General features: G+C 56.9%; 22 protein-coding genes. 16 read left to right on the plus strand and 6 right to left on the minus strand.

All coding sequences use genetic code 11. The features are described 5' to 3' along the window. Position 1: 1 nt before the first annotated feature. Positions 2-739 (minus strand): DUF4197 domain-containing protein, encoded by a 738-nt coding sequence (locus tag DRW39_RS02255; RefSeq protein WP_116105354.1) that lies wholly within the window; start codon positions 737-739, stop codon positions 2-4. 239 nt (positions 740-978) lie between these two features. Next, positions 979-2,037, minus strand: coding sequence for a saccharopine dehydrogenase family protein (locus DRW39_RS02260; protein WP_116105355.1), 1,059 nt, complete (start codon positions 2,035-2,037; stop codon positions 979-981). A 562-nt stretch (positions 2,038-2,599) separates the two neighbouring features. On the opposite strand from DRW39_RS02260, the gene DRW39_RS02265 reads away from it, so the two are divergent. The 5 genes from DRW39_RS02265 (at position 2,600) to miaA (ending at position 7,689) form a co-directional block, all read left to right on the plus strand. Beyond that, positions 2,600-4,039: an anthranilate synthase component I family protein gene (locus tag DRW39_RS02265; protein WP_198664759.1), complete on the plus strand. Its 1,440-nt coding sequence runs from the start codon at positions 2,600-2,602 to the stop codon at positions 4,037-4,039. A gap of 106 nt (positions 4,040-4,145) precedes the next feature. After that, positions 4,146-4,745, plus strand: a complete 600-nt coding sequence (locus DRW39_RS02270; RefSeq protein ID WP_116105356.1) for an anthranilate synthase component II — start codon at positions 4,146-4,148, stop codon at positions 4,743-4,745. A 3-nt stretch (positions 4,746-4,748) separates the two neighbouring features. Next, complete coding sequence (gene trpB / locus DRW39_RS02275; RefSeq protein WP_198664760.1) at positions 4,749-5,945, plus strand: tryptophan synthase subunit beta; 1,197 nt, start codon at positions 4,749-4,751, stop codon at positions 5,943-5,945. 44 nt (positions 5,946-5,989) lie between these two features. Next, positions 5,990-6,790, plus strand: a complete 801-nt coding sequence (trpA, locus tag DRW39_RS02280) for a tryptophan synthase subunit alpha (protein WP_116105357.1) — start codon at positions 5,990-5,992, stop codon at positions 6,788-6,790. An 8-nt stretch (positions 6,791-6,798) separates the two neighbouring features. Next, positions 6,799-7,689, plus strand: a complete 891-nt coding sequence (gene miaA, locus DRW39_RS02285) for a tRNA (adenosine(37)-N6)-dimethylallyltransferase MiaA (RefSeq protein ID WP_116105358.1) — start codon at positions 6,799-6,801, stop codon at positions 7,687-7,689. A gap of 81 nt (positions 7,690-7,770) precedes the next feature. On the opposite strand, the gene DRW39_RS02290 is transcribed toward miaA, so the two are convergent. Then, positions 7,771-8,298 (minus strand): hypothetical protein, encoded by a 528-nt coding sequence (locus tag DRW39_RS02290; RefSeq protein WP_232830041.1) that lies wholly within the window; start codon positions 8,296-8,298, stop codon positions 7,771-7,773. Between the two features lie 236 nt (positions 8,299-8,534). On the opposite strand from DRW39_RS02290, the gene DRW39_RS02295 reads away from it, so the two are divergent. The 11 genes from DRW39_RS02295 (at position 8,535) to atpG (ending at position 19,658) form a co-directional block, all read left to right on the plus strand. Beyond that, complete coding sequence (locus DRW39_RS02295) at positions 8,535-9,773, plus strand: helix-turn-helix domain-containing protein (RefSeq protein ID WP_116105360.1); 1,239 nt, start codon at positions 8,535-8,537, stop codon at positions 9,771-9,773. A 53-nt stretch (positions 9,774-9,826) separates the two neighbouring features. Beyond that, complete coding sequence (locus DRW39_RS02300) at positions 9,827-10,555, plus strand: hypothetical protein (RefSeq protein WP_157975870.1); 729 nt, start codon at positions 9,827-9,829, stop codon at positions 10,553-10,555. An 89-nt stretch (positions 10,556-10,644) separates the two neighbouring features. Next, positions 10,645-11,004, plus strand: a complete 360-nt coding sequence (locus DRW39_RS02305; RefSeq protein WP_116105362.1) for a hypothetical protein — start codon at positions 10,645-10,647, stop codon at positions 11,002-11,004. Positions 11,005-11,348: 344 nt separating this feature from the next. After that, the gene (locus DRW39_RS02310; protein ID WP_116105363.1) at positions 11,349-12,800 is read left to right on the plus strand and encodes a PQQ-dependent sugar dehydrogenase; all 1,452 of its coding nucleotides are present in this window, start codon (positions 11,349-11,351) and stop codon (positions 12,798-12,800) included. A 56-nt stretch (positions 12,801-12,856) separates the two neighbouring features. Next, positions 12,857-14,062 carry a saccharopine dehydrogenase family protein gene (locus DRW39_RS02315; RefSeq protein WP_116105364.1) on the plus strand — a complete coding sequence of 402 codons (1,206 nt, stop codon included), beginning with the start codon at positions 12,857-12,859 and terminating at the stop codon, positions 14,060-14,062. Between the two features lie 217 nt (positions 14,063-14,279). Further along, positions 14,280-15,608, plus strand: a complete 1,329-nt coding sequence (gene atpB / locus DRW39_RS02320; protein ID WP_116105813.1) for a F0F1 ATP synthase subunit A — start codon at positions 14,280-14,282, stop codon at positions 15,606-15,608. Positions 15,609-15,650: 42 nt separating this feature from the next. Continuing rightward, positions 15,651-15,851: an ATP synthase F0 subunit C gene (gene atpE / locus DRW39_RS02325; RefSeq protein WP_116105365.1), complete on the plus strand. Its 201-nt coding sequence runs from the start codon at positions 15,651-15,653 to the stop codon at positions 15,849-15,851. Between the two features lie 102 nt (positions 15,852-15,953). Next, the gene (gene atpF / locus DRW39_RS02330; protein ID WP_116105366.1) at positions 15,954-16,466 is read left to right on the plus strand and encodes a F0F1 ATP synthase subunit B; all 513 of its coding nucleotides are present in this window, start codon (positions 15,954-15,956) and stop codon (positions 16,464-16,466) included. A 7-nt stretch (positions 16,467-16,473) separates the two neighbouring features. After that, positions 16,474-17,046, plus strand: a complete 573-nt coding sequence (gene atpH, locus DRW39_RS02335) for an ATP synthase F1 subunit delta (protein WP_116105367.1) — start codon at positions 16,474-16,476, stop codon at positions 17,044-17,046. Between the two features lie 77 nt (positions 17,047-17,123). Beyond that, a complete protein-coding gene (atpA, locus tag DRW39_RS02340) occupies positions 17,124-18,710 on the plus strand; it encodes a F0F1 ATP synthase subunit alpha (protein ID WP_116105368.1) in 1,587 nt (528 codons plus the stop codon). Between the two features lie 36 nt (positions 18,711-18,746). Then, positions 18,747-19,658: an ATP synthase F1 subunit gamma gene (atpG, locus tag DRW39_RS02345; protein WP_116105369.1), complete on the plus strand. Its 912-nt coding sequence runs from the start codon at positions 18,747-18,749 to the stop codon at positions 19,656-19,658. On the opposite strand, the gene DRW39_RS02350 is transcribed toward atpG, so the two are convergent. The 3 genes from DRW39_RS02350 to DRW39_RS02360 are packed head-to-tail and all read right to left on the minus strand — an operon-like array spanning position 19,655 to position 23,780. Further along, positions 19,655-21,019 (minus strand): MATE family efflux transporter, encoded by a 1,365-nt coding sequence (locus DRW39_RS02350; RefSeq protein WP_116105370.1) that lies wholly within the window; start codon positions 21,017-21,019, stop codon positions 19,655-19,657. The genes atpG and DRW39_RS02350 overlap by 4 nt on opposite strands. 28 nt (positions 21,020-21,047) lie before the next feature. Next, complete coding sequence (locus DRW39_RS02355; protein ID WP_157975871.1) at positions 21,048-22,988, minus strand: sialate O-acetylesterase; 1,941 nt, start codon at positions 22,986-22,988, stop codon at positions 21,048-21,050. A gap of 33 nt (positions 22,989-23,021) precedes the next feature. Then, the gene (locus tag DRW39_RS02360; RefSeq protein ID WP_116105372.1) at positions 23,022-23,780 is read right to left on the minus strand and encodes a shikimate dehydrogenase family protein; all 759 of its coding nucleotides are present in this window, start codon (positions 23,778-23,780) and stop codon (positions 23,022-23,024) included. Between the last annotated feature and the right edge of the window lie 3 nt (positions 23,781-23,783).

The raw sequence follows: 23,783 nt of genomic DNA on the forward strand, positions 1-23,783 counted from the left end.
GCTACTTCGCGTCCTGACGGGCGAAGACTTTCCGCAGCAATTCAGTATTGCGCAGGGCGGGCTTTTCGCGTAATTCCGTTTCCTTGACCTCGATCAAACCAAACATTCCGTCTAAAGCGCGGCCGGTAACGTAAACGTCCAATTCGGGTTCGGTTTTTTTCACGAAAGGGATTTTGTTGTAGGCCGTGACCACCCGGTTCCAGATCTCGTTCGCGTTGACCTCGTCGAGGGCGGCGCGAATGACGGGCTGAAATTCTCCGGTGAGTGCCGTGGAGGTGTTGCCCTCCAGGTAGCGGGTCGCGGCATCCTTCTCACCCATCAGCAGATTCATCGCGTCCTTGAAGGTCAGCCCCTTGATGGCATCTACGAAGATCGGTGTCGCCTTCTTGGCAGCCAGCTCGGCGGCCCGGTTGATCCGCTCGGTCAAATCCTGCTCGATGTTGTCAAAACCGGGTAATGCGCTCACCTTGCTGACGATAGCCTGCGCCTCCTCCGGAAGGAATATCTTATAAGGACTCTCGTAGTAGCCATTCTGTGCCGACAAACTAGTCACCGCCTGGCCGACTCCCTGATCGAGGGCCTCCTTTAGCGCTTTACCAACCTCTTCGTTGCTGAGCGGGCTATCCCCCCGCAGTACGCCTTCGGCCTTATCGGCCAACTTTCCCAGCTTACCGAACTGGGCACTGACGGGAACGGAGAACAGGGTGGCAACAAGAAAAAGGTAGAGTATACGAATCATGGTCAATAGGGTTTGAGCAAGTAAACGGCTTTGCCCTTCCCTAGATTACTAAGGAGACGTTAAGTATTACTTATGGTCCGCACCCCGCACCTTTCCCACCCCGCACCCTCGCAGGTCGCCTACTGGGTACGGCCACACTCCGAGGTGCTCCCCTTCACGATGCCCGGCACACGCCTAGGACCTGCGAGTGTCCGAAGGACCTCGGGGTGTCCGGCCTAGCACGAGGATTGCCCACCCGCCTAAAATACATCCTCCCGCTCCGTCCCCTCGACTTCCATAATGAAATCGGCACCAAACAAACCGGCCGGCGTCTGATAGCCGGCTGTAGCCTCTCCATCGAGCACGCGCCGTACGATCATCAGGCTGGTTATACCGGTCAGGGTGTAGCCCTCCGGCGTGCGCAGGCGGGCGGCCAGGGTGCGTCCGCTGACGTCCTTCACTTCCCCATAGACGTAACTTTCCGCCTTGGCGCGCTGCTCGTCGCTGGGGCCGGCGGGGCGCGATTCAATTTTCCTTTTTAGGTAGCGCTTTACCGGGCCGAGCTTCAGCACGGGCGCCAGCCAATTGCTCCGTTCCATGGTCTTCAGTTGCTTCGGCGGTACCGCGAAGAAGGTCTTGATATTTGGAATCCCGGTCGTGAAGTAGGCCGTAAAGACATCGCCCCAGGGAATGGTGACGGCCTTCAGGGAAACGTTCTGACTAAAGGGAAAATCCCGCGTCTGGTGGGCCGCCGCTACTTTTTTGATGGCACCGTGCTCCCGGATGGCGCCGCCACTACCGACACCGCCGAGCATCGTTTTCGCCGTGCCCTGACTGATGCCGCCGCCCTTCCACGCAAAGGCCAGGACCAGCTCCGTAGCTTCGGGCATCTTTCCCTTTAGGTAGGCGGCCATGCAGTCGGTAGGCACCACGTCAAATCCAACCCCCGGCATGAGCATGATGCCGGCCCGTTCGGCTTCCGGTGCTTTTTTGGCAGCCATCGCGAAGACCGGGATCTCACCGGTAATATCCAGGTAGTGCGTATTCGTGCGTATACATGCCTCCATCATGGGCTCGGCCGTGTGCTCGAATGGACCGGCCGCATGCAATACGACCGGATATTCTGTTAGCAACTGATCCAGCTCGGTACGGTTTTTTAGGTCCACAGCACGGTAATCGTATCCGAATTCGTGGTGCATCGCCTCCAGCTTATCCGCATTGCGTCCGCTCAGCAGGGGGCGCAGCCCGTGGTCGGCGGCCATGCGGGTAATCAGGCGGCCCGTATAACCGTAGGCACCGTAGAGGACGAAGTCGGACATGGGAAGTACGATTTATAAAGGACGAAGATCAAATGTGGTGCGCCGGCCTACCATGTAGGGCGGCGGGGCGCAGGTGGAAAGATGGTGGGGTAGGGAATGTTCATTGGTGCCCAAGAACCTCCAAGGTCGAGCGCCCTCCGGGCCGAGACCGAGACGTGACGCACACCCTCTCCACCTAGAAGGTCTCGCCCTTGGATTGCCAACTCCGGCCTACAACGCTCCAAGGTCGAGTGCCCTCCGGGCCGAGACAAGACGCCCACCATCTCGGCTCGGAAGGCCTCGATTTTGAATAGGCACTCTCAGCCTACAACGCGTTGGGGTAAGTTCACAAGCAAAATCTAGTCCCACCTGCAAACTTTGTCGATTTTCCTTTGGAGTTCGCACCTATTTCCCATTATCTTGCCGCCATGCAAGGAATGACCAACAACTGGTGGTGGCTGAACCGTACTCCCCGATGAGCACGCGCTAGCCCCTTTGCAAAAAGATCTGAAGGCTCGTCGGTTGCTCCGGCGGGCCTTTCTTTATTTTGCCCTCCCTGCTGCCGATTTAAAATTTTTATCTCTTGTCAACCGATACGCTTACTTCCACCGAAACGGCCATCACCGTCCGCAGCCGACGCCTCACCGCCGATCAACTAACCCCGGTGTCCTTATACCTCGCGCTGCGGGATCGCTTCACCGATCCGGTGCTGCTGGAATCCAACGAGACTCGAAATAACGAACACTACTACAGCATCATCGGCCTGGAGACGATGGCCTACTACCGGGTGGATGAAGGACGGATCCGGAAGGGCAGGGTAGGGGGCACTATTTCGGAAGTCCCCTGCACGGATGCCGATACCGTAAGTCAGGACTTAAGCGGTTTTCTGCGCTCTTTTAAGATCGATTACGGGTCGACTACCCCTTTGGTGAAGCAGTTCAACGGACTGATCGGGCACACGAATTTCGAGGGAGTCGGATACTTCGATACCCTCCTTTTCGACAATCCTAAAATCCTGCGGTCCCCCGCCCTCCGGTACCACCTGTACCGCTTCGTGCTGGTGTTCCACCACTACCGCGACGAACTGCTCCTCATCGAGAACCTGCCGGACGGCGAGGAGAGCCGACTCGATGAAGTGGAACGCTTCATTCGCGCCGGCGGCACCGTACATCCCTTTACCCCCCAGAGCGACCCCACCAGCAATCTGACCGACGAAGAATATCGCGCACTCGTAGCCAAGGGGAAGCACCACTGCCGCGTGGGTGATGTATTCCAGATCGTACTAAGTCGACAGTTCCGCCAGGCGTTCCGGGGTGATGAATTTCAGGTCTACCGCGCGCTACGCAGCATTAACCCCTCGCCCTACCTTTTCTACTTCGACTACGGCGATTACCGGATTATGGGCAGCAGCCCGGAGAGCCAGATGGTCATTCGCGAGGGTGTAGCCCGCCTAAACCCGATTGCCGGCACCTACCGCCGCACCGGCGACGTGGAGCAGGACAGGCAGGCCACCGAACGCTTACTGGCCGACCCGAAAGAAAACGCCGAGCACGTGATGCTCGTCGATCTGGCGCGAAACGACCTGAGCCGCCATACCCGACAAGTCACGGTACGCAGCCTGCGGGAAGTCCATTATTACAGCCACGTCATCCACCTGGTCAGCACGGTCGACGGTAAGCTGGAAAACGAGAACGTGGCCGTGCGCGTTTTCGGCGACACCTTCCCCGCCGGGACGCTAAGTGGTGCGCCCAAGTACCGCGCCATCGAACTGATCAATCAGTACGAAAATCAGCAACGCGGCTTCTACGGCGGGGCCATCGGCTTTATCGACTTCGAGGGCGGGATGAACCAGGCCATCCTGATCCGCTCTTTCTTCAGCCAGGACAACACCCTCTACTACCAGGCCGGTGCCGGCGTAGTAGCCGCAAGCGACGAGGAAAGCGAACTCCAGGAGGTTTACCACAAATTAGGCGCCCTTACCAAAGCGATTGCCAAAGCGGAAACCCTGCCGGCGAGCTTCTGACGGGCGACGACCAAACATCCGGGCGCAAGCCGCCGACGCGTGGCGACTCCCCCGGACGAACACCCCGCCCCACCTTAGCACAAGCAAGATCCAGACATCCGATCCGATGAAAATATTAATCCTAGACAACTACGATTCCTTTACCTACAATCTGGTCCACTACATAGAGGACGAGCTGGGGGAGGAAGTCGACGTCTACCGTAACGACCAAATAGCGCTGGAGGCGGTGGCCGCCTACGACCTGGTGGTACTCAGTCCCGGCCCGGGCCTGCCCGCCGACGCCGGCATCATGCCCGAACTCATCAAGCGCTACGCGGGCGAGAAAGTGATCTTCGGCGTCTGCCTGGGCCACCAGGCGATCGGCGAAGCCTACGGCGGTAGCCTACACAACCTCAGCCAGGTGCACCACGGTATCGAAACCGAAATGGTCCGCACCCTCACCGACGACGTCCTGTTCGCCGACGTGCCGCCCCGCTTCAACGCCGGACGCTACCACAGCTGGGTCATCGACCCCGAAACGCTGCCCGCCGAACTGGAAGTGACGGCGACCGACGAGGTAGGCGGTATCATGGCCATGCGCCACCGCGAGCTGCCTATTTTTGGCGTTCAGTTCCATCCCGAGAGCATTATGACGGAACACGGACGGCTTATGATCCGGAATTTACTGAACTTCGTGAAAAGCCGGCAAGCCGCCGCTCAAGTATAAATTATGATCCAGACGAAAATTGACGAGCGCGGATACTACGGCCGCTTTGGCGGTGCCTACATTCCCGAAATGCTGCACGCTAACGTGGAAGAACTACGTCGGACCTATCTGACCATGATGGCCGACCCGGAATTTCAGCGGGAGTTCGACCTGTTGCTCAAGGACTACGTCGGCCGACCCAGTCCGCTCTACTACGCCGACCGGCTGAGTAAGCATTACGGCGCCAAGATCTACCTCAAGCGGGAAGACCTCAACCACACTGGTGCCCATAAGATCAATAATACCATCGGACAGATCCTCCTGGCCCAGCGGCTGGGCAAAAAGCGGATCATCGCCGAGACCGGTGCCGGTCAGCACGGCGTGGCCACAGCTACGGTGTGTGCCCTCAAGGGACTCCAGTGTATCGTGTACATGGGCGAGGTCGACATTGAGCGGCAGGCACCCAACGTGGCCCGGATGCGTATGCTCGGTGCTGAAGTACGGCCGGCGCGTAGCGGATCCCGTACGCTGAAGGACGCAACCAATGAGGCCATCCGCGACTGGATCGCCAATCCGGAAGACACGCACTACATCATCGGATCCGTCGTAGGACCGCATCCGTACCCGGACATGGTGGCCCGCTTCCAGGCGATCATCTCGGAAGAAACGAAGTGGCAGCTCCAGGAGAAGCTGGGCCGCGACTATCCCGATGCCATTGTCGCCTGCGTAGGTGGGGGCAGCAACGCCGCCGGTGCCTACTACCACTACCTTAATGACGAACGGGTGCGCCTGATCGCGGTGGAAGCCGCCGGACTGGGTGTCGACAGCGGCGAATCGGCGGCCACCAGCCAGCTCGGTACCGAAGGCATCATTCACGGCAGCCGGACCCTGCTAATGCAGACCGAAGACGGGCAGATCGTAGAGCCTTACAGCATTTCCGCCGGGCTCGATTACCCCGGTATCGGACCCTTGCACGCCTTCCTTATAGACAGCGAACGGGCCGAGGCGATCAGCGTCACGGACGACGATGCACTCGCCGCCGCTCTATTCGTGGCCCGGCAGGAGGGTATTATCCCCGCCCTGGAAACCGCCCACGCCTTCGCCGCCCTGGACCAGATGAAGTACGGCCCGGAGGACGTAATCGTCGTCTGTTTAAGCGGAAGAGGGGACAAAGATCTCGCGGCTTTCTCGGCCTACCTCGATAGCGATTCGCTGGACTAATCTAACTTTTCTCCCGGCCCCCGGGGCCCCGATTATAATTTCTGATGAACCGACTCAGTCGACTCTTTTCCGAAAAGGACCGCGACGTCCTGAATATCTACTTCACGGCGGGGTATCCGGCCCTCGACAGCACGGTACCGATCATCCGAAGCCTGGCGGAAGCCGGCGCGGACCTCATCGAGGTCGGCATGCCGTATTCCGATCCCATGGCCGACGGCGAAACCATCCAGCAGAGCGGGATGCGCGCCCTCGAGAACGGCATGACCCTGAGGGTTCTGTTCGAGCAACTCACCGAGGCGCGCCGCCATACGGACGTTCCCCTGGTCATGATGGGCTATTACAACCAGGTGATGCAGTACGGGCCGAAGCGCTTCGTCGAGGCGGCCCGGGCGGCCGGGGTGGACGGCCTGATCCTGCCTGATCTGCCGGCGTTTGAATACCAGCGCGACTTTAAGCAATTGGTGGAGGATGCCGGGCTGGAGGTTACCTTCCTGGTCACCCCGCAAACGACGGACGACCGCATCCGCCAGATTGCCGAAAGCAGCAGTGGATTCATTTACGTGGTGAGCAGTGCGAGCATTACGGGCGGAAGCTCGCAGATCAGCGACAAGCAGCGCGCTTACTTCGACCGCATCGCCGCCCTCGATCTCCCGAACCCCAAGTTGATCGGCTTCGGGATCAGCGATGCGGAGACTTTCCGTACCGCCTGTGAATACTTCAATGGCGCGATCATTGGTAGCGCCTTCATTCGGGCATTGGGAAAGGACGAAGACCGGGTAGAAGAAACCACCCAATCGTTCGTTCGCGGCATCTTGGAGCCCACCCTGTCCACCACTAAACGCTGAGCGATCGCGTGGCCGATAAGCCCTTACTTATCGTAATCGGCGGCCCCACGGCGTCGGGGAAGACCGAGCTGGCCATCGAGTTGGCCCGCCACTACGGTACCGACATTGTGAGTGCCGATAGCCGGCAGTTTTATCGGGAAATGCAAATTGGTAATGCCCGGCCCACGGAGACGGAGTTAGCAGCCGCTCCCCACCACTTCATTGCCGACCGATCCATCCTGCAACCCCTGAATGCTGGCGGTTACGCGGACGAGGCGCTCCCATTATTGAATCGGATTTTTAAGAAACGACCCGTGGCCGTTATGGTGGGTGGCAGTGGGTTGTACATCCGGTCGGTGTGCGAGGGACTGGACGATTTCCCGACGGTTTCTGAGGGCGCCGGAGCGCAGGTAGAACGCCTTTCCCGGGAGGAAGGGATTGAGGGGCTCCGAAGCGAATTATCGCGCCTCGATCCCGTTTACTTCGAGCGGGTGGACCGTCATAATCCCCGCCGCATGGAGCGCGCCTTGCGGGTCTGCTACACCGCCGGCAGGCCATACAGTGATTTTTTGGGAAATGCCCCGCCGCGCCCTTTCCGCACGGTATATCTACAACCCCAAGCTATTCGGGAAAAACTGTACGACCGCATCAACCGTCGCGTGGATCGGATGCTTTCGGCCGGACTGGAAGAGGAAGCCCGGTCCCTTCAGCATGCACGGCATTTGCCGGTCTTGCAAACGGTCGGCTATCAGGAATGGTGGCCCTGTTTCGCCGGGGAGTACGACCGCGAACGGGCCGTCGAACTAATTAAACGGAACAGTCGTCGGTATGCCAAGCGGCAGCGAACGTGGTTTCGCGACTACCACGATGTGCGCACGTTGACCGAGGCTGTCCACGAGGTAAAAGCCCTTACGGACTAATCACCATCCGGTTGAATTGGGAAACCCCCATACGTCTGGACGTATGGGGGCTTCCGCTAATTAAATCTTATCGATCCAAGATTAGTCTTTACTGTAGATCGACCTTCCATTGCTCAGCATGTCTGAAATATCGCTACGGTCGGCGATGTAACGATAGCGGGTATTGCTCATTCCTTCGGGGCGATCGCCGATGATGTAGTAGCGCACGTCCATATCGGGAGCATTAACCACTACCTGGTCGCTGACGCGCATCATCTGTCCGTCCTGCAGCATTTCACCGTCTTTATCCAGGCTGGCCAGCACGATCATGCGTTGACCGGTTGCATAGATTTCTTGAATTTCCAGCTCGGCTTCCTGATCGACGTCGGCTTCTACCATGAAAGTGGTCTCCTCGGCATCGCCATACTCGCTGGGCCAGTCCACGTCGAGAACGGGCACTTCAACTTCTTCTTCAACCATCTCTACGGTCACTTTGGGTACCTCGACCATACGCGTCGTAGTCGTTACGTCAACATCGGCCCAGTCAACGTCGTATTCCGGCATATTACCGGCTTCCGTGTCTACATCTACGTCAACATCCGGCAATGAACCGCTTTCGGTTTTGTCCACATCGCAGGCTACAGTAGCAAAAAGCAGTAGTATTAGTGTCGGTATGTAATGAATCTTCATAATTTGTTGATAATTAGTTCGTAATGATTTGTCATCTATAAGACGGGTTAAAGCGGGCCATGTTCGAATGAACACGGTTTAATATGCTATTCATAGACCTCGAATAGTGGTTTGTCACCGACAAGTATCACGCGATAAATAGCCAGCGCAGAGCCGCGACTGTCTATCTTTAGTCTATGTTGCCCCCGTTCTTCGACTTCAATCTGTATTCGAGTCTACTCCTAGTAGGGGTGGCGCAGGGGACGGTGTATGCAACCATACTGGCAATCCGCGCTTATCAAAACCGCTCACTAAGCGACGGGCTGGCTGTGCTCGTTCTACTCGTGGTTACCCTCTACGTAGCCCAGTGGATGCTCGGGTTCGGGGGCTGGTATGATGCCCGGGACTGGCGAACAACCCTCATGTTTTACGTGCCCTGGGATAACCTGTTGCTATTGGGTCCGCTGATCTACCTCTACTTCAGGGCAGTCACGGATGGTAGTTTTAGGTGGTCGAACCACCTGGCGTGGCACTTTTTGCCCTGGTCATTGGCCATTCTTCCGCACTTGGTAGCAATCGGTTATGACCTGCTCTATCTGAAAGGGATTACCGGCCAGGCGCTACCGAAGTTTTTCGGAACCCGCGGACCCCTTCGTGAAAGTTTTTGGCTGACTAGTCCCACCGTAATCAATGCGGTCACGACGTTCCAGTATGTCCAATTGACCTTATACCTCGCTTGGACCACGCGGGCTTACCGCCGTTTTCGCAATTATATACACGACGCTTTCAGTGATCCGCAGGGCCGTTCCTTTACCGGTCTGGCTTCTTTGTTGGTAATCGTATTGGCCGGTGTTGGTATGACAATGGTCATCGCCGGATATCAGTCGGTGTATGGGCAAGTACCTTATGTTAAAGAGTGGTTCCACCATCTCGCCCTGTCCGGAGTGGCTTTCGCCGCGGGAATTCAGTTTATGCAGGTCGATGGAGACCGTATCGGTAGCCTGCGGTTCCAAGACTTGACCGAAGGAAAGCGTGCGCTTGATGAGCGGAGCACGGTGCCAGCGCATTTAGAAGTGATTTTTGAGCATATTCAACGTAGAATGGAGCAGGATCACGACTATCTGGAACCCGATCTGCGGTTAGCTGAGTTGGGGGAGCGGATAGATAAGACCGAGAAACAGGTGAGTGCGGCGATCAATGCTTGCGCCGGACAGAATTACAACGACTACATTAACGGCCTTCGCTGCACCTATTTCGTCGCGTTACTACAGCAGGGAGCACATCGCGAGCGTACGCTACTGGCGCTGGCTCTGGAGGCGGGCTTTAACAGTAAATCCACATTTAACCGGGCATTTCGAAAAAGCTACGGCTGTTCCCCCAAGCAGGTCATTGAGCGACTGGAAGGCGGACAAAATGTGTCCCAAAAGATGATTTGAAGCGTGCATGGGGCGGAAACCCCGGTGCTTAGTGGGAAATCAAATCATCTCCCATGCTTCGTTTACTACTTCCTATTCTCGTATTACTTTCCCCGCTTTCCTGCTCCCAAAGCACAGCCGGGCTTACCATCCCGGCGAAACAGATGTTCGTTCTTGGGGAAGACATGGATGCTGGTTATTCGGCGACTCTAACGAATAGGGGGAAGCAGGCGGTCCGTCTCCAAATTGTCCGGAAAAGTGACCTGGAGGTGGTAAAGAGCCTGATGCTTGCCCCCAGGTCGACCAAATCCGTCGCTATAGCGCGGCAAGAACTGGTCCAAATGATCAACTCTGGCGAGCGGGAGGCGGATCTTTTGGTCGTCATGAATAAGAGCGTAAAGGGTATGCGTACGCAACCCTTAAAGGGGGAAGCCGCAATGACCGCAGCGCCCGTCGATGGGTATTTACTTCCTGCGGATGATCCAGTATTCGAGTTGTCTCCGAATAACCGATTCCGTACCGAACTGGAGGTCGGTGAGTGTTTCCTGGTGGGCGAGGGAAGCCGCCAGGACTACACTGCGGATGTCAAAGCCAAGGGAGGGCCGCTGCAGTTGCACGTGTTGAAATCCGTCAATTCCAATTTTGTAAGGGGCTTTGGTCTCGGTTCAGGTAGTACCGAAACGGTTTCGGTCGATGAAGGGGAGGTGCTGTATCTGTGCAACGATGGCCGTACTGCGATTCGGGTTGTGGTAAGCTTAAGTCGCGAAGTGCCGGGTGCCCGCGTCGTCACCCCATCCCGCTAAGCTGCGCCCTGCCGGGAGAAGGACGGGCAAAAACACTGGATCACGTGGTCTGTCTTTCCCTATATTAGGGTCAACTATTCCGCTGCGCCATGTTTCGATTCCTCCTTCTGTGTTTTCTTTTTGGTGGCCTCTCTGCCTGTTCCCAACGATCGGTCGGGCTCTTTCTTCCCGTCGGCGAAATGGTCGTGCTTGGTACGTATGCCAATACGGACTACGCAGCTACCGTAACCAATAGAGGTTCACAGGAAGTCGAGGTACAGATCGTTGACGCGTCCGGTAGCGGGGTAGTGCGAAGCTTTATTTTACCCACGGCCGGATCGGAGGAAGTTCACCTGATTTCCGGGCAACGCGCGCAGGTAATGAACGTAGGGAGTCAGGGAGCACAGGTCAAATTAACCGTCGACAAAAGTGTTGGAGGAATGCACATGCGCCCGATAGTTGGTCCGTAACTGATGTTGGGTGGTCGCAATGTTATAACCTGATCCTACCGGGGCTTGCCTGTGATTGTTGGCTTGACTACCGGCGCGCATTTTAGCCCCAGACCCCGGCCATGTCTTCGGGTTGAATACCTGGAGACTACAGGATTACCAATTGGTAGCAATAGGGTAGTAGTATGCTCTCGAAACAAACGGGAATCCTTGTCGCATACGGACTCAGCAAGGAGACTGATTGATGCCCGACGGATAGCATAATCTTGCAGTTATGGAGAAAGGGAGGTCCGCCCCGTTGCGAGATACAGAACCCTTAGCCCTCCTTTCCCGCTATAGAGACACACCATACCCAAAATCTTGCTATGCCACAATTGCTACTCCTTCTGTTTCTGTGTATTGGAAGTGCCGGCTTGACCGCGCAGCCTGCGGTCGTCCTGGAACGGCTTGCAGAGACCTTTACCGAACCTACCGATCTGGTATCCGACGGCTTCAATACTGACTACCTGTACGTCGTCGAGAAACCAGGCTTCGTCAACCGATACGACCTTGAAGGGGGAGCAGTTTCCCTAGTCCTGGACCTATCCGACCAGGTTGAAGACAACGGTGAGGGAGGCGCGCTTGGAATGGCGTTTCATCCCGCCTTTCCGGATAGTAACTACGTCTACGTAAATTATACGGCTCCCGCTCCTGCCGGCCAGGGCGACCTGGTAAGCCGCATCAGCCGCTTTACGCTCGACAATGTCGGTATCGTCTTTGATCTGAGCGAACGGATACTGCTTTCTATACCTCAGCCGGCCGGGAATCACAACGCGGGCGATCTGGCTTTCGGACCCGACGGCTACCTCTATATTCCACTGGGTGACGGTGGGGGGGGCAACGACCAATACGACAACGCACAGGATCCGACATCCCTTCTGGGCAGCCTTTTGCGCATTGACGTAGACTCCACGACCGGTGATCAAAATTATGCCGTACCCGCGGACAATCCTTACGTGAACAGCGGCGACACCCTCCCGGAAATTTGGGCGATGGGGCTGCGTAACCCCTGGAGAATTTCCTTCGACCGCGAGGGCGGCGGCTTGTGGATTGCCGATGTGGGACAGGGCCGTCGGGAAGAGGTTAACTACGTCGCCGCTGGTGCCGGTGCCGGCACCAACTTCGGCTGGAATTGTCGGGAAGGACTGATGGCCTTTGGAAGCCCGTCGTCCCGTTGCGCCGGACGCACGGCGGAGGACTTCACCGATCCGGTGCTCGACTATGCGCACGATGAAAGTCAGCGCGTTAATGGTACTTCCATTACCGGTGGCTTTGTGTACCGCGGAGACGCTGAGGATTTGCGCGGCTACTATGTCTTCGGGGACTTTGGCAGACAACGACTGTTTCTCTATCCCGCTGATTCGGACGCAGGCGCCGATGACATCATTGTCTATGACGATTTAGCCGCCGAGAAAATATCAACCTTTGGAGAAGGGGTAAATGGTGAACTTTACGTTGCCGATATCTCCGGAAGGATATACCTGGTCACTACGGAAGCCGCCACGCCGACGGACGAAACGAGGAGCGGTTACTCGCAGATGCGGGTGTTCCCCAATCCGGCCTCCGATCGACTGACCGTCGAACTGTCCGCCCCCGTTTCGGGAGAAGCGACCGTTAGTTACCGGTCGGTGGATGGACGCGTCGCGGCTAGGGATGTGACGGTTAGATTTAGCAATGGGCGTGCAGATTTGCTGGTCCCGGAATTACCTGCGGGAATCTATATGCTGTCGACCTTTGTGGAGGGGAAAAGATTCATGGCGCGAATAGTGTTCCAATAAATTTGGGCTACTCTTGCACCTGCGCTCCGTCGCCACGTTAGCCAAAAAAAAACTTCATGTCAAAAGTCTTAATCATCGGCGCCGGAGGCGTCGGCCGCGTAGTAGCTTATAAGTGCGCGGAATACCCGGAAGTATTTAGTGAATTCATGTTGGCCAGCCGCACGAAAGCCAAGTGCGACGAAATCGCGGCCGACATCAAAACCGACCTCGGGTACGACAATATCACAACCGCCGCTATCGATGCGGAGGACATACCGGCCCTGACCAAGCTCATCCAGGACTACGATCCCTTCATGGTCATCCACGTCGCGCTGCCGTACCAGGACCTGACCATTATGGAGGCCTGCCTGAATGCCGGCGTGCACTACCTCGATACGGCAAACTACGAACCGAAGGAAGAGGCCAAGTTTGAGTACAGCCACCAGTGGGCGTACCAGGATCGCTTCAAGGATGCAGGCCTGACGGCGATATTGGGCTGCGGCTTCGACCCGGGAGTGACGAGCATTTTTACGGCCCGGGCCGCCGCCCACTTCTTTGATGAGATCCACTACCTCGATATCGTGGACGCCAATGCGGGCGATCACGGGAAGGCCTTCGCGACGAACTTCAATCCCGAGATCAACATCCGGGAGATCACGCAGCCCGGCAAGTACTACGAAGACGGTGAGTGGGTGGAAATTCCCGCCTTTAGCATCCGCAAAGATCTGACTTACCCCGATATCGGACCCAAGCCCAGCTACGTGTTGTACCATGAGGAGCTGGAAAGCCTGGTCAAAAACTTTCCGACCCTGAAGCGGGCGCGTTTCTGGATGACCTTCGGTGAGGAGTACCTGACTCACCTGCGGGTAATTCAGAACATCGGAATGGCGGGCATCGAACCCGTGAATCATAAAGGCGTGGAAATTATTCCGCTAGAGTTCCTCAAAACCGTCCTTCCCGATCCCGGGGGCTTAGGGGAAGGCTACAGCGGGGAGACCAGTATCGGTTGCCGAATCCGGGGCATCCGCAACGGAAAGGAAGAGACCTATTATATATGGAACAACTGCAGCCACGAGCGCGCCTACAAGGAAACCCGGGCACAGGGCGTCAGCTACACCACCGGCGTGCCGGCCATGACCGGTGCCATGATGCTTATCCAGGGCAACTGGGACGGGGCAGGCGTGTATAACGTGGAGCAGTTCAACCCGGACCCCTTCCTCGACGTGCTGGGCAAGCACGGTCTGGAATGGCACGAAAAGGTGGGCGCGGACCTGGAACTGTAGTTCTGGAAAAGGGAGAGCAGCCCCCCAAAAGAGCCCGCCAATGTTAACTGCAGGTTAAGGATGCCGGACTCGCCGATCGATACTCGTCCAACCGGGAGTCGTCGGACCGGCTAGTAGTAGCAAACTTGGTGGGAAAAATCAATAGTGTAGCTACCATAGGTGTAAGTTATTGCTTACCTTTGCGGCTCATTTGAGGGATAGCAAAACCCCCCAACGTATGACGTCCAGCGCACGCCTGTTCTTTCTCCTCCTTTTCAGCTTTGCATTTACCTACGTTTCGGCTCAGGAGGTCGATGATCACGGATCGGTGGCGGACCACCACAGTCCGGAGATGGAGTGCGGTTCCCACGACGAGTATGATCCGGCCGGGGTTATCCTCCATCACATCGCCGATGCCAACGAATTCCATGTTATCGGGGATTTCAGCGTTCCGCTCCCGGTATTTCTCTATGCCCCCGAAGCTGGCCTGACTGCCGGTTTCAGCAATATGTTTCACCACGGTGAGGTAGCGGTCGACGGTTACGTCATGAATCACGGACGCATCAACCGCCTAGTTGACGCCCCCGCCGGACTCATGGAAGGCGACCACGAGGTAGAGTGCATTGCGCACACTTCGACCGAGGTGGATGGCAAGACCCGCGATATGTACTACGCCCTGATCGGCGGCGAACGTTATTTGCTCGACGCCCCGTCGGTAGGTGACGGCGGCCTGCTCGGCGGTGGCATTACGAGCTTCTACGACTTCAGCATTACCAAGAACGTCTTCACGATGATCCTGGCTTCGCTGCTGCTGATCTTCCTGTGGCGGGCGGTTGCCAACGGCTATAAGAAGAATGAAGGCAAGGCACCGAGTGGCATCCAAAGCCTGATGGAGCCCTTCTTCGTATTCCTTCGGGATGAGATCTCTATCCCGATGATTGGGGAGAAGCATTACGAGCGCTTCCAGCCCTTCATCATGACGATCTTCTTCTTCGTGCTGTTCTGTAACCTGCTGGGATTGATTCCTATATTCCCCGGTAGCTCGAACGTGACCGGCAACTTGGCCGTAACCATGGCCCTGGCCGTCATTTCCGCCTTCGTGGCTTACTTCCACGGTAACCGGCATTACTGGGAGCACACGCTCTGGATGCCCGGCGTACCGCCACTGATCAAAATATTCATCCTCACCCCGGTAGAGATTTTGGGATTGGTGATCAAGCCTTTCTCGCTGATGGTTCGTCTCTTCGCTAACATCACGGCGGGACACATCATTATCCTCAGCCTCATCAGCCTGATCTTCATCTTCGGAAACAACGGAGAGAGTGTATTGGGTGCCGGTGCCGGAGCAATCGTCAGCGTAGCCTTTACGCTGTTCATGAACTGTATCGAACTACTGGTAGCCTTCGTACAGGCCTTCATCTTCGCTATTCTATCCGCCAGCTATATCGGCGCGGCGGTAGAGGATGCTCATCACCACGACGAGGCCGGGCACCACGGAGAGGAGAAGGTTGCCGAAGGTGGCGTCATGGGTGGAGCCGTAACCGGCATGCACACCGCCGCCGACTAAGAAACTATTACGAATTTTATTTACCCATTTAAATCATTCAACATGGGAGCTCTTGGAGCAGGTATCGCCGCCCTCGGCGCTGGACTCGGAATCGGACTCATCGGTAGCAAGGCTACTGAAAGCATCGCCCGCCAGCCCGAAGCCGCTGCCGACATCCGTAGTGCCATGATCCTGACCGCCGCCTTCGTTGAGGGTGCCGCGCTGTTCGCGATCATCGTAGGTCTTCTGGACAAGCTGCTCTAGCAGCGGCGCCGTCCGGGCCACACCACAAGCCGGCAGCGAACTGCGCTTGGCAGCGCTGCCGGCTTACCTTTATTGCCTGACACGTTGTTAAACAACTCACTAATGTCTACGCTCTTTCTAGTCGACTTCAACGTCCTTAAGCCCGATATCGGCTTAATTTTCTGGACCGTCATCATCTTCCTGGTCCTTTACTTCATTCTCGGCAAACTTGCCTGGGAGCCGATCCAGAAGGCCCTGCGCCGTCGGGATGAAGAGATCCAGTCCAGCATCGACGAAGCCAAACGCGCCCGTGAGGAGATGCAGGCCCAGGCTGACGAAAACCAGCGTCTGCTCATTGAAGCCCGCGAAGAACGCACCCGTATCATCAGCGACGCGGAAAAGCAGCGCAAGGAAATGATAGCCGAGGCCAAGAACGAAGCCCGTGATGCCGCACAGAAGGTGGCCAGCGACGCCCGTCGCGACATCGACAATATGCGCAAAGCCGCTATGGTCGACCTGAAGAAGGAAGTCGGTACCATGGCCATTGAGATCGCCGAGAAGATCCTGCAGAAGGACCTGAAGAGCGACGCCAACCAGGAAGCCTTCGTTCGCGAACTGGTTCGTGACCTAAACTAAGCACCGCATGACTAACCCCAGAGTAGCCGCCCGCTACGCACAGTCCCTCCTCGAACTGGCCCAGGAACGGAACCAACTTGAGGAGATCAAGGCCGACGTCGACACCATGCTCGCTATGGGTAAGAATCGCGATTTCGCGCTGCTCCTGAGCAGCCCCGTCGTCAATCCCAGCAAAAAGCAGGCCGTTCTGACCCAGCTACTGGACAAGGCCGGTGCCCAACAATTGACCCGCCTTTACGTGAAACTGCTCATCGACAAGGGCCGTGAAGTCGATATGCTGGGTATCCTGCGGGAGTTTAATAGTCAGTATAAAACGCTGAAGCACATCTCCACGGTTAAACTCACGAGTGCTGCTCCGCTGACCGCGGATACGCTGAATGCCGTCAAGCAACAGTTAGCGGCCAGCGGAAAAACGGAGAGCGACATCGATCTCGAAACGAGCATCAACCCCGACCTCATCGGCGGATTTATTCTCGAGTTCGACGGCAAAGTCTATGACGCCAGCGTATCGCATAAGCTCAAGAACATGAAGGACGAGCTGCGCAAGCCCAACGTTTACGTGAATCAAATCGCGGAATGAGCGTCCCGCCAATTCCGCCCCTACATACTATAGTGCCGCCCCGCGGCCGACCTTAGAAAATTATAAGAATAACAATCATGGCTGACGTAAAACCTGATGAAATCTCCGCAATCCTGAAGCAACAGCTATCGGGATTCGACACGGCTACCGAACTCGAAGAGTACGGCACCGTGCTACAGGTCGGAGACGGTATTGCCCGCGTATACGGGCTCAATAACGCCCAGGCCGGTGAACTCGTAACCTTCGAGACCGGTACCGAGGCCATCGTTCTGAACCTGGAGGAAGACAACGTCGGTGTAGTACTGATGGGCAGCGCCACCGGTATCCACGAGGGTAGCCGGGTATCGCGCACCGGACGTATCGCCTCGATCAACGTTGGTGAAGGTATGGTCGGCCGGGTAGTAAGCCCGCTCGGTCAGCCCATCGACGGTAAGGGGGAGATCACCGGAACCACCTACAACATGCCGCTGGAGCGTAAGGCTCCCGGGGTAATTTATCGCCAACCGGTGAACGAACCGCTGCAGACGGGTATCAAGTCTATCGACGCCATGATCCCGATCGGACGTGGACAGCGGGAGCTGATCATCGGTGACCGCCAGACCGGAAAGTCGGCTATCGCCATCGATACCATCCTTAACCAGCGTGAGTTTTACGAGCGCGGCGAGCCCGTCTACTGTATCTACGTAGCCTGCGGACAGAAGGCATCTACCGTAGCCCAGGTGGCTAAGACGCTGGAAGAAAACGGTGCCATGGATTATTCCATCATCGTGGCTGCTTCCGCTTCGGAGCCTGCGCCATTGCAGTTCTACGCACCCTTCGCCGGCGCGGCCATCGGGGAGTACTTCCGCGACACCGGCCGTCCCGCACTAATCATCTACGATGATCTTTCCAAGCAGGCCGTAGCTTACCGTGAGGTATCGCTGCTGCTGCGCCGCCCGCCGGGACGTGAGGCTTACCCAGGTGACGTATTTTACCTGCACAGCCGGTTGCTGGAGCGTGCCGCCAAAGTCATCAATGACGACGCGATCGCCCAGACGATGAACGACCTTCCCGTGAGCCTCAGTGAGGCTGGAATCGTCAAGGGAGGTGGTTCCCTGACCGCCCTGCCGATCATTGAGACGCAGGCCGGTGACGTATCCGCATATATTCCTACCAACGTGATCTCCATTACCGATGGCCAGATCTTCCTGGAATCCAGCCTGTTCAACAACGGTATCCGCCCCGCCATTAACGTCGGTGTATCCGTATCGCGGGTAGGTGGTTCGGCGCAGATCAAACCGATGAAGAAGGTCTCCGGCACCCTAAAGCTCGACCAGGCGTCGTACCGGGAACTAGAGGCTTTCTCCAAATTCGGCTCCGATCTGGACCCTTCCACCATGGCGATCCTGGATAAGGGAGCCCGCAACGTGGAAATCCTGAAGCAGCCCCAGTACAGCCCGGTACCCGTCGAGCAGCAGGTAGCCATCATCTACCTGGGTACGAAGAACCTGATGCGCGACGTCCCCGTCGAGCGCATCAAGGAATTCGAAAAGCTTTTCCTAGGCGAACTCGGTCGGAAGTACCCCGAAGTACTCGAGAACTTCCGCGCCCGCAAATACCAGGACGAGGACCTTCAGAAGCTCGAATCGCTTTCCAAGGAGCTTACCCCTCAGTTTAAGAAGTAGTCCCCGCAAACCCGCTAGCAGCAACCCGATCCCCCCATGGCAAACCTCAAGGAAGTACGCGAACGCATCGGCTCGGTAAAGAATACCCAGCAGATTACCAGTGCAATGAAGGTGGTGTCCGCGGCTAAGCTGCGGAAAGCACAACAGGCTATCACCGAACTACGTCCCTACGCCGATAAGCTCGATGAGATGCTGCGGAACATCCTCACGAACCTGGAAGGGGATGCCGACACCGTATTCAATAAGGTTCGACCGGTAACGGGAGCCTGCGTGGTGGTCGTTACGTCGAACCGCGGTTTGGCCGGCGCTTTCAACTCCAACATCATTAAAGCGGCCGAGGCTTCTATCAAGGAGCTCGGATCCTTCGATGGCCCCCTCGATATCATATGCATCGGGCGGAAGGGCGCGGAGTACTTTCGCAAACACTACGGTAAGCGCGAGAACGTAAAGGTGGTGACGGATTTCCAGACCCTCTTCGAGGACCTCAGTTTCGACGTAACCAAGGAGGTGCCACAGCTCATCATGAGCCGCTTCAAGTCGCAGCGGTACGATCGCGTCTACCTGGCTTACGCCCGCTTCCGCAACGCAGCGGTACAGACCGCCATCAGCGAGCAGTTCCTGCCCGTGGAAGAGATCGTAAGTGAGGAGAACACGACTACGGAGGCCAATAGCCACCACTACCGGGCCGATTACATTTTTGAACCCGGTAAGGAAGAGTTACTTGCTTACCTCGTGCCCAGTATCCTCGAAACGAAATTCCAGGCAGCGCTGCTGGATACCCACGCCAGTGAGCACGGTGCCCGAATGACGGCCATGGATAAGGCGACCGAGAACGCACAGGAATTGCTGCGCGACCTACGCATCAGCTACAACAAAGCGCGTCAGGAGGCCATCACCAACGAGATCCTCGAGATCGTCGGTGGTGCCGCCGCCCTGGAGGCCAGCTAGGAACCCCTTTCGCCGGAGGCGAGGTGATCGGGGTACATATTCCACCGGGGCCGGTTAAAGTAGCGGTAACTGAGTGCAAACATCACGATCCAGTAGACGATTTCCGCGGACCACGCAATCGTCAGGTTTCCCCACCCGCTGCGTACGATTATAAAGATCATGGCCATGTACAGCATGGCGCAAAGGCTCTGGTAAATCAGGGCCTTTTTTGTTTCCCCCGCTCCGATGAGACCGTTAAAGAAAATACTGCCGAAACTAAAGGTGGTCAGGATGCCCAGCAGTACCCAAAAAATAGGGTAGGCCATTTCAACCAGGTAGGCGCGTTCGTCACCCAGGATAGGATAGAGCACGGTACGTGGACCGATAATCAGTGGCAGCCCCATCAAAAGGGTCACGCCCAGGCACATGTACGCCGTCTTCCAAAGCACGACTTTCACATTGTGTGGCTGGCCTTTGCCAACGAAGTAACTCACCAGCGTATTGATGCCCGTACAGAATCCCCAGGCGGGGATACTGAGGATCAGGTAGGCTATTCGCACGATGTTGGTAACGGCCAGTTGCCGCTCCCCGTAGTTCTCGACGAGCCCGAAAAAGAAGAACGAGCTGCCGAGACCCACCGCCGACATGGCCACAATGGGTACCGAAAGGCCGATGATCTCCCGGATTTGCTTGCGGTCCCACTTCGGTAGTTTGCCGATGTGGTATTTTCTGTTCTTCCGGTCGAAGATCATGTAAATCACGAAGACAAACAGGGCAACGTATTCGGCGATCGTACTGGCGAGCCCGGCCCCCGCGATTCCCATCTCCGGAAATCCATACATGCCGAAGATCAATGCCCTGTCCAGAAAGATATTCGTGGCCGCGAGTATCACCGTATCGACGATAATGAAGACCGGCCGGGCAATACCGGTGTACAGCGCGATACAGGCTACACCGATGTAGCTCGCGAAAACGCCCCACTTGCGGGTATCGAGGTACTCCAGAGACTTGTAAAAAATCACGTCCGAGTCCACGAATAGGGCGAAAAGCCAGTAGGCTCCATAGGTCATGAAGAGGAAGAGCGCACCCGCCAGCACCAGTTCGAAGTATATCGTGCTGTAGAAAGCCCGCCCTACAGCTTCCCGGCTGCCCTTTCCGACACAATGGGCTATCAGGATTTGTCCACCCCGGCTAAAGCCGAATCCGATGGCCGCCACGATAATGTAAAATGCCGCCACGAAGCCGATAGCTGCAAAGTCGTCCTCACTGCGGTAGTACAGGAAGACGGAATCCGTCATCGCTACCACATTCTGCGCCGCACTGCCGATGATAATGGGAATGCTGACTCGCCAGATGCTACGGTATGAGGTGCCAAGTTTCAAGGGGGCAATCTACGACAATGATCAGGCCTCAGTCGACCGTTAGTTCGAAAGGCGTGACGGGGAGACCGGCGCGGGAGAACAAGTTGGCGTCATCAGGATTGTTAAACCACGCATAGCGAACGGCCGTAATCCCTGTACCGGCGGGGTTGATGACACGGATGCGCTGGCCGTCAGCCGCTAGGGTGCCTACGGCCCAGTGCCACTTCCCGTTTCCATCCCGAACGGTGAGCGAACGAACGATGGGGTAGCGGTCGCCGTCTGCCAGCTTAAGGGTAAGACCTTCCCCTAGTTCGTCGAAGGTGATCTCCGCGGTGTTATCCGATACGCTGAGTTCCCGGGCGACGGGGCTGCTAGCCTGGACGGATTGACCATAAATATCTTTTCTGGCGTGGAGCGATAGTCGCCGTCCCACTTCCCACTTGTTCCGCGGGTGAATATCGCCCGCCTCGCCAATGTCGGTGATGATAGCCTGTCCCGTATTGGGTACCGAAAGGGCTGCCGTCTGCTGGGCGCGCAGCAGTGCCCATCCCGGTGCATCCGGCTGGCTCGGGGCGGGCATATAGTTGGCCAGTTGCACCCAATAAAACGGGAGATTTTGATCCTCGAATTGTTCCCGCCAACTGCCAATCAAGTCCTCCATCTGGCCGGCATAGGCAGCGGCATCCTGCTCGCCCGCGTTGGATTCGCCCTGGTACCAGAGCACACCCGTAAGCGGCCAGTCCATCAGGGGAGCGATCATGGCATTGTAGAGCAGGGTTGGAGTCTGGTTGGCATTGCTATTGCTGTTGATCCGGAAGGCTCCGATGCGGTATTCCCAATCACCCGCCAGTGGTACCTTATTGTTCTCAGTTTGCAGATAAAGGCTATCGGCGGCCCCGTGGAAGCCACCACCTCCGCCGGTGTCCTCTACGCGTACGGTCAACACGTTTTCTCCGGCACGCAAGGTGTTTGGCTTTACCGGGTAGTGGCGATACTCCGCATAGTCGTTGGTTCTCCCGATCTCCGTACCATTGAGGTAGGTGAGGTCGTTGTCATCAATGGGACCTAAAAAAAGGGTAGCCGGCTGTCTGGCCTGTTGCTCGGTTAGGGCGAACGTTTTCCGGTAGTAGAAGACGCCATCGACGTCCGTGTATCCTTTCCCTTCCCAAAGACCGGGCACTTCCACAGTGCTCCAGCCATCCTTGTCGCCGCTAGCTGTTACATATTGCTCATTGGGTCCGGCTTCCGATGCGGGAGGAAAATCACCTGCAAACTCGTTTTGGTAAAAGCTTTTTACCTGCGCTTGCCGCCGTTCTACTTCCGCCTTTATGTCCTCAGCGGAAACGCTGCCACTGTCCTCCTGCCACGTTGCTGGAATCCAGGGTTCAATACGGCTACCGCCCCAGCTGGAATGCACCAATCCGATGGGCAGATCGACACCGCTTTCCCGAAGGTAGTGGGCGAAGTAGGCACCTACCGCGCTGAAATCGGCCATTTCGTTTTTGGTACCTGGCTTCCACGATTCGTCGAGCAGTATGTGCTCCTGTGGGCTTCCTTCGCCTGTCTTACTTACCAATACTTGCCGGATAAGCGGGTCAGCGATGGCCGCGGCCCGGGAACTGTCCGGATCGGATTGGGCCAGCCGCCATTCCATATTAGATTGACCCGATAGGAGGTAGACATCTCCGAAGTAGATGTCGGTGAGTTCCTGGTCGGTGCGTCCGTCCGTGATGCTGATCGTGTGTGGACCTCCGGCTTCAGTGGCCGGCAGGGTAGCCGTCCAGCGGCCGTCCCGGTCCGTCTTGGCGCGTATGGTGGTTTCGTCGAGCGTAATGCGTACCGTGCGTCGGGGGCGGGCCCAGCCCCAGATTGGATGGGCGATGTCGCGCTGGAGCACGGCCTGATCGGTAAATAATTCGAAGACCTCAAGATCCTGGGCTGATACACAGGCGGAGAAAAGGAAAAGTAGACTGAGCAGAAATGGACGCACGATCGTGGGTTGATTGATCGGGAAATATCGCAATTATTCCTGGTTCCAGATCTTCCAGGACGCCTCCGCCTGTAGGTGAAGCATGCCTAATCCGTTCGCGGCACCGGCGTTCCGGGCACGGGCCAGATGCATGAAACGGGTTTCCGCGGGGTTGTATACCAGGTCGTAGCAAAAGTGATCGGTACCGAGGAGATGGTAGGGTAGAGGGGGTGCCTGCTCCACATTGGGGAAGGTGCCGAGCGGGGTGGTGTTGACGATCAACTTACAGCTAGCCAGAACTTCTTCATCTATATTCTGGTAGGTAATCTTCTCCGGCCCGGCGGAACGACTGACCCACTGCGGGGCAACCTCCAGGTCGCGCAGCGCTTCCCGTACGGCCAGGGAAGCTCCGCCGGTACCTAATACGAGCGCGGTAGTACCCGCCAGATCAACCGAGCGGTCCTGCGCCCGAAGTTGTGTGAGCAGGTCGTCGCGGAAACCCAGGTAGTCGGTATTAAATCCCTTGGTGCGGTCTCCCGATATGCGTATGGTGTTGACGGCGCCAATACGGGCGGCAACCTCGTCGACTTCGTCCAGGAGCGGGAGGATCGCCTGTTTGTGTGGGATGGTAACGTTGCAGCCACGCAAATCAGGGATGGCCTGTCGGCGAGCGGGAAATTCGGTAACGGTCGGAATTTCGAGATTGATGTAGCGATGAGATTCCGAGAGTCCCATCTTGTCAAACTTTTCGGAAAAGTATCGCTGGCTGAAGGAGTGACTGAGCGGATAGCCCAGCAGGGCGAAGGTGGGCATAGC

Source organism: Lewinella sp. IMCC34191, assembly GCF_003390935.1.
GTDB lineage: Bacteria > Bacteroidota > Bacteroidia > Chitinophagales > Saprospiraceae > Neolewinella.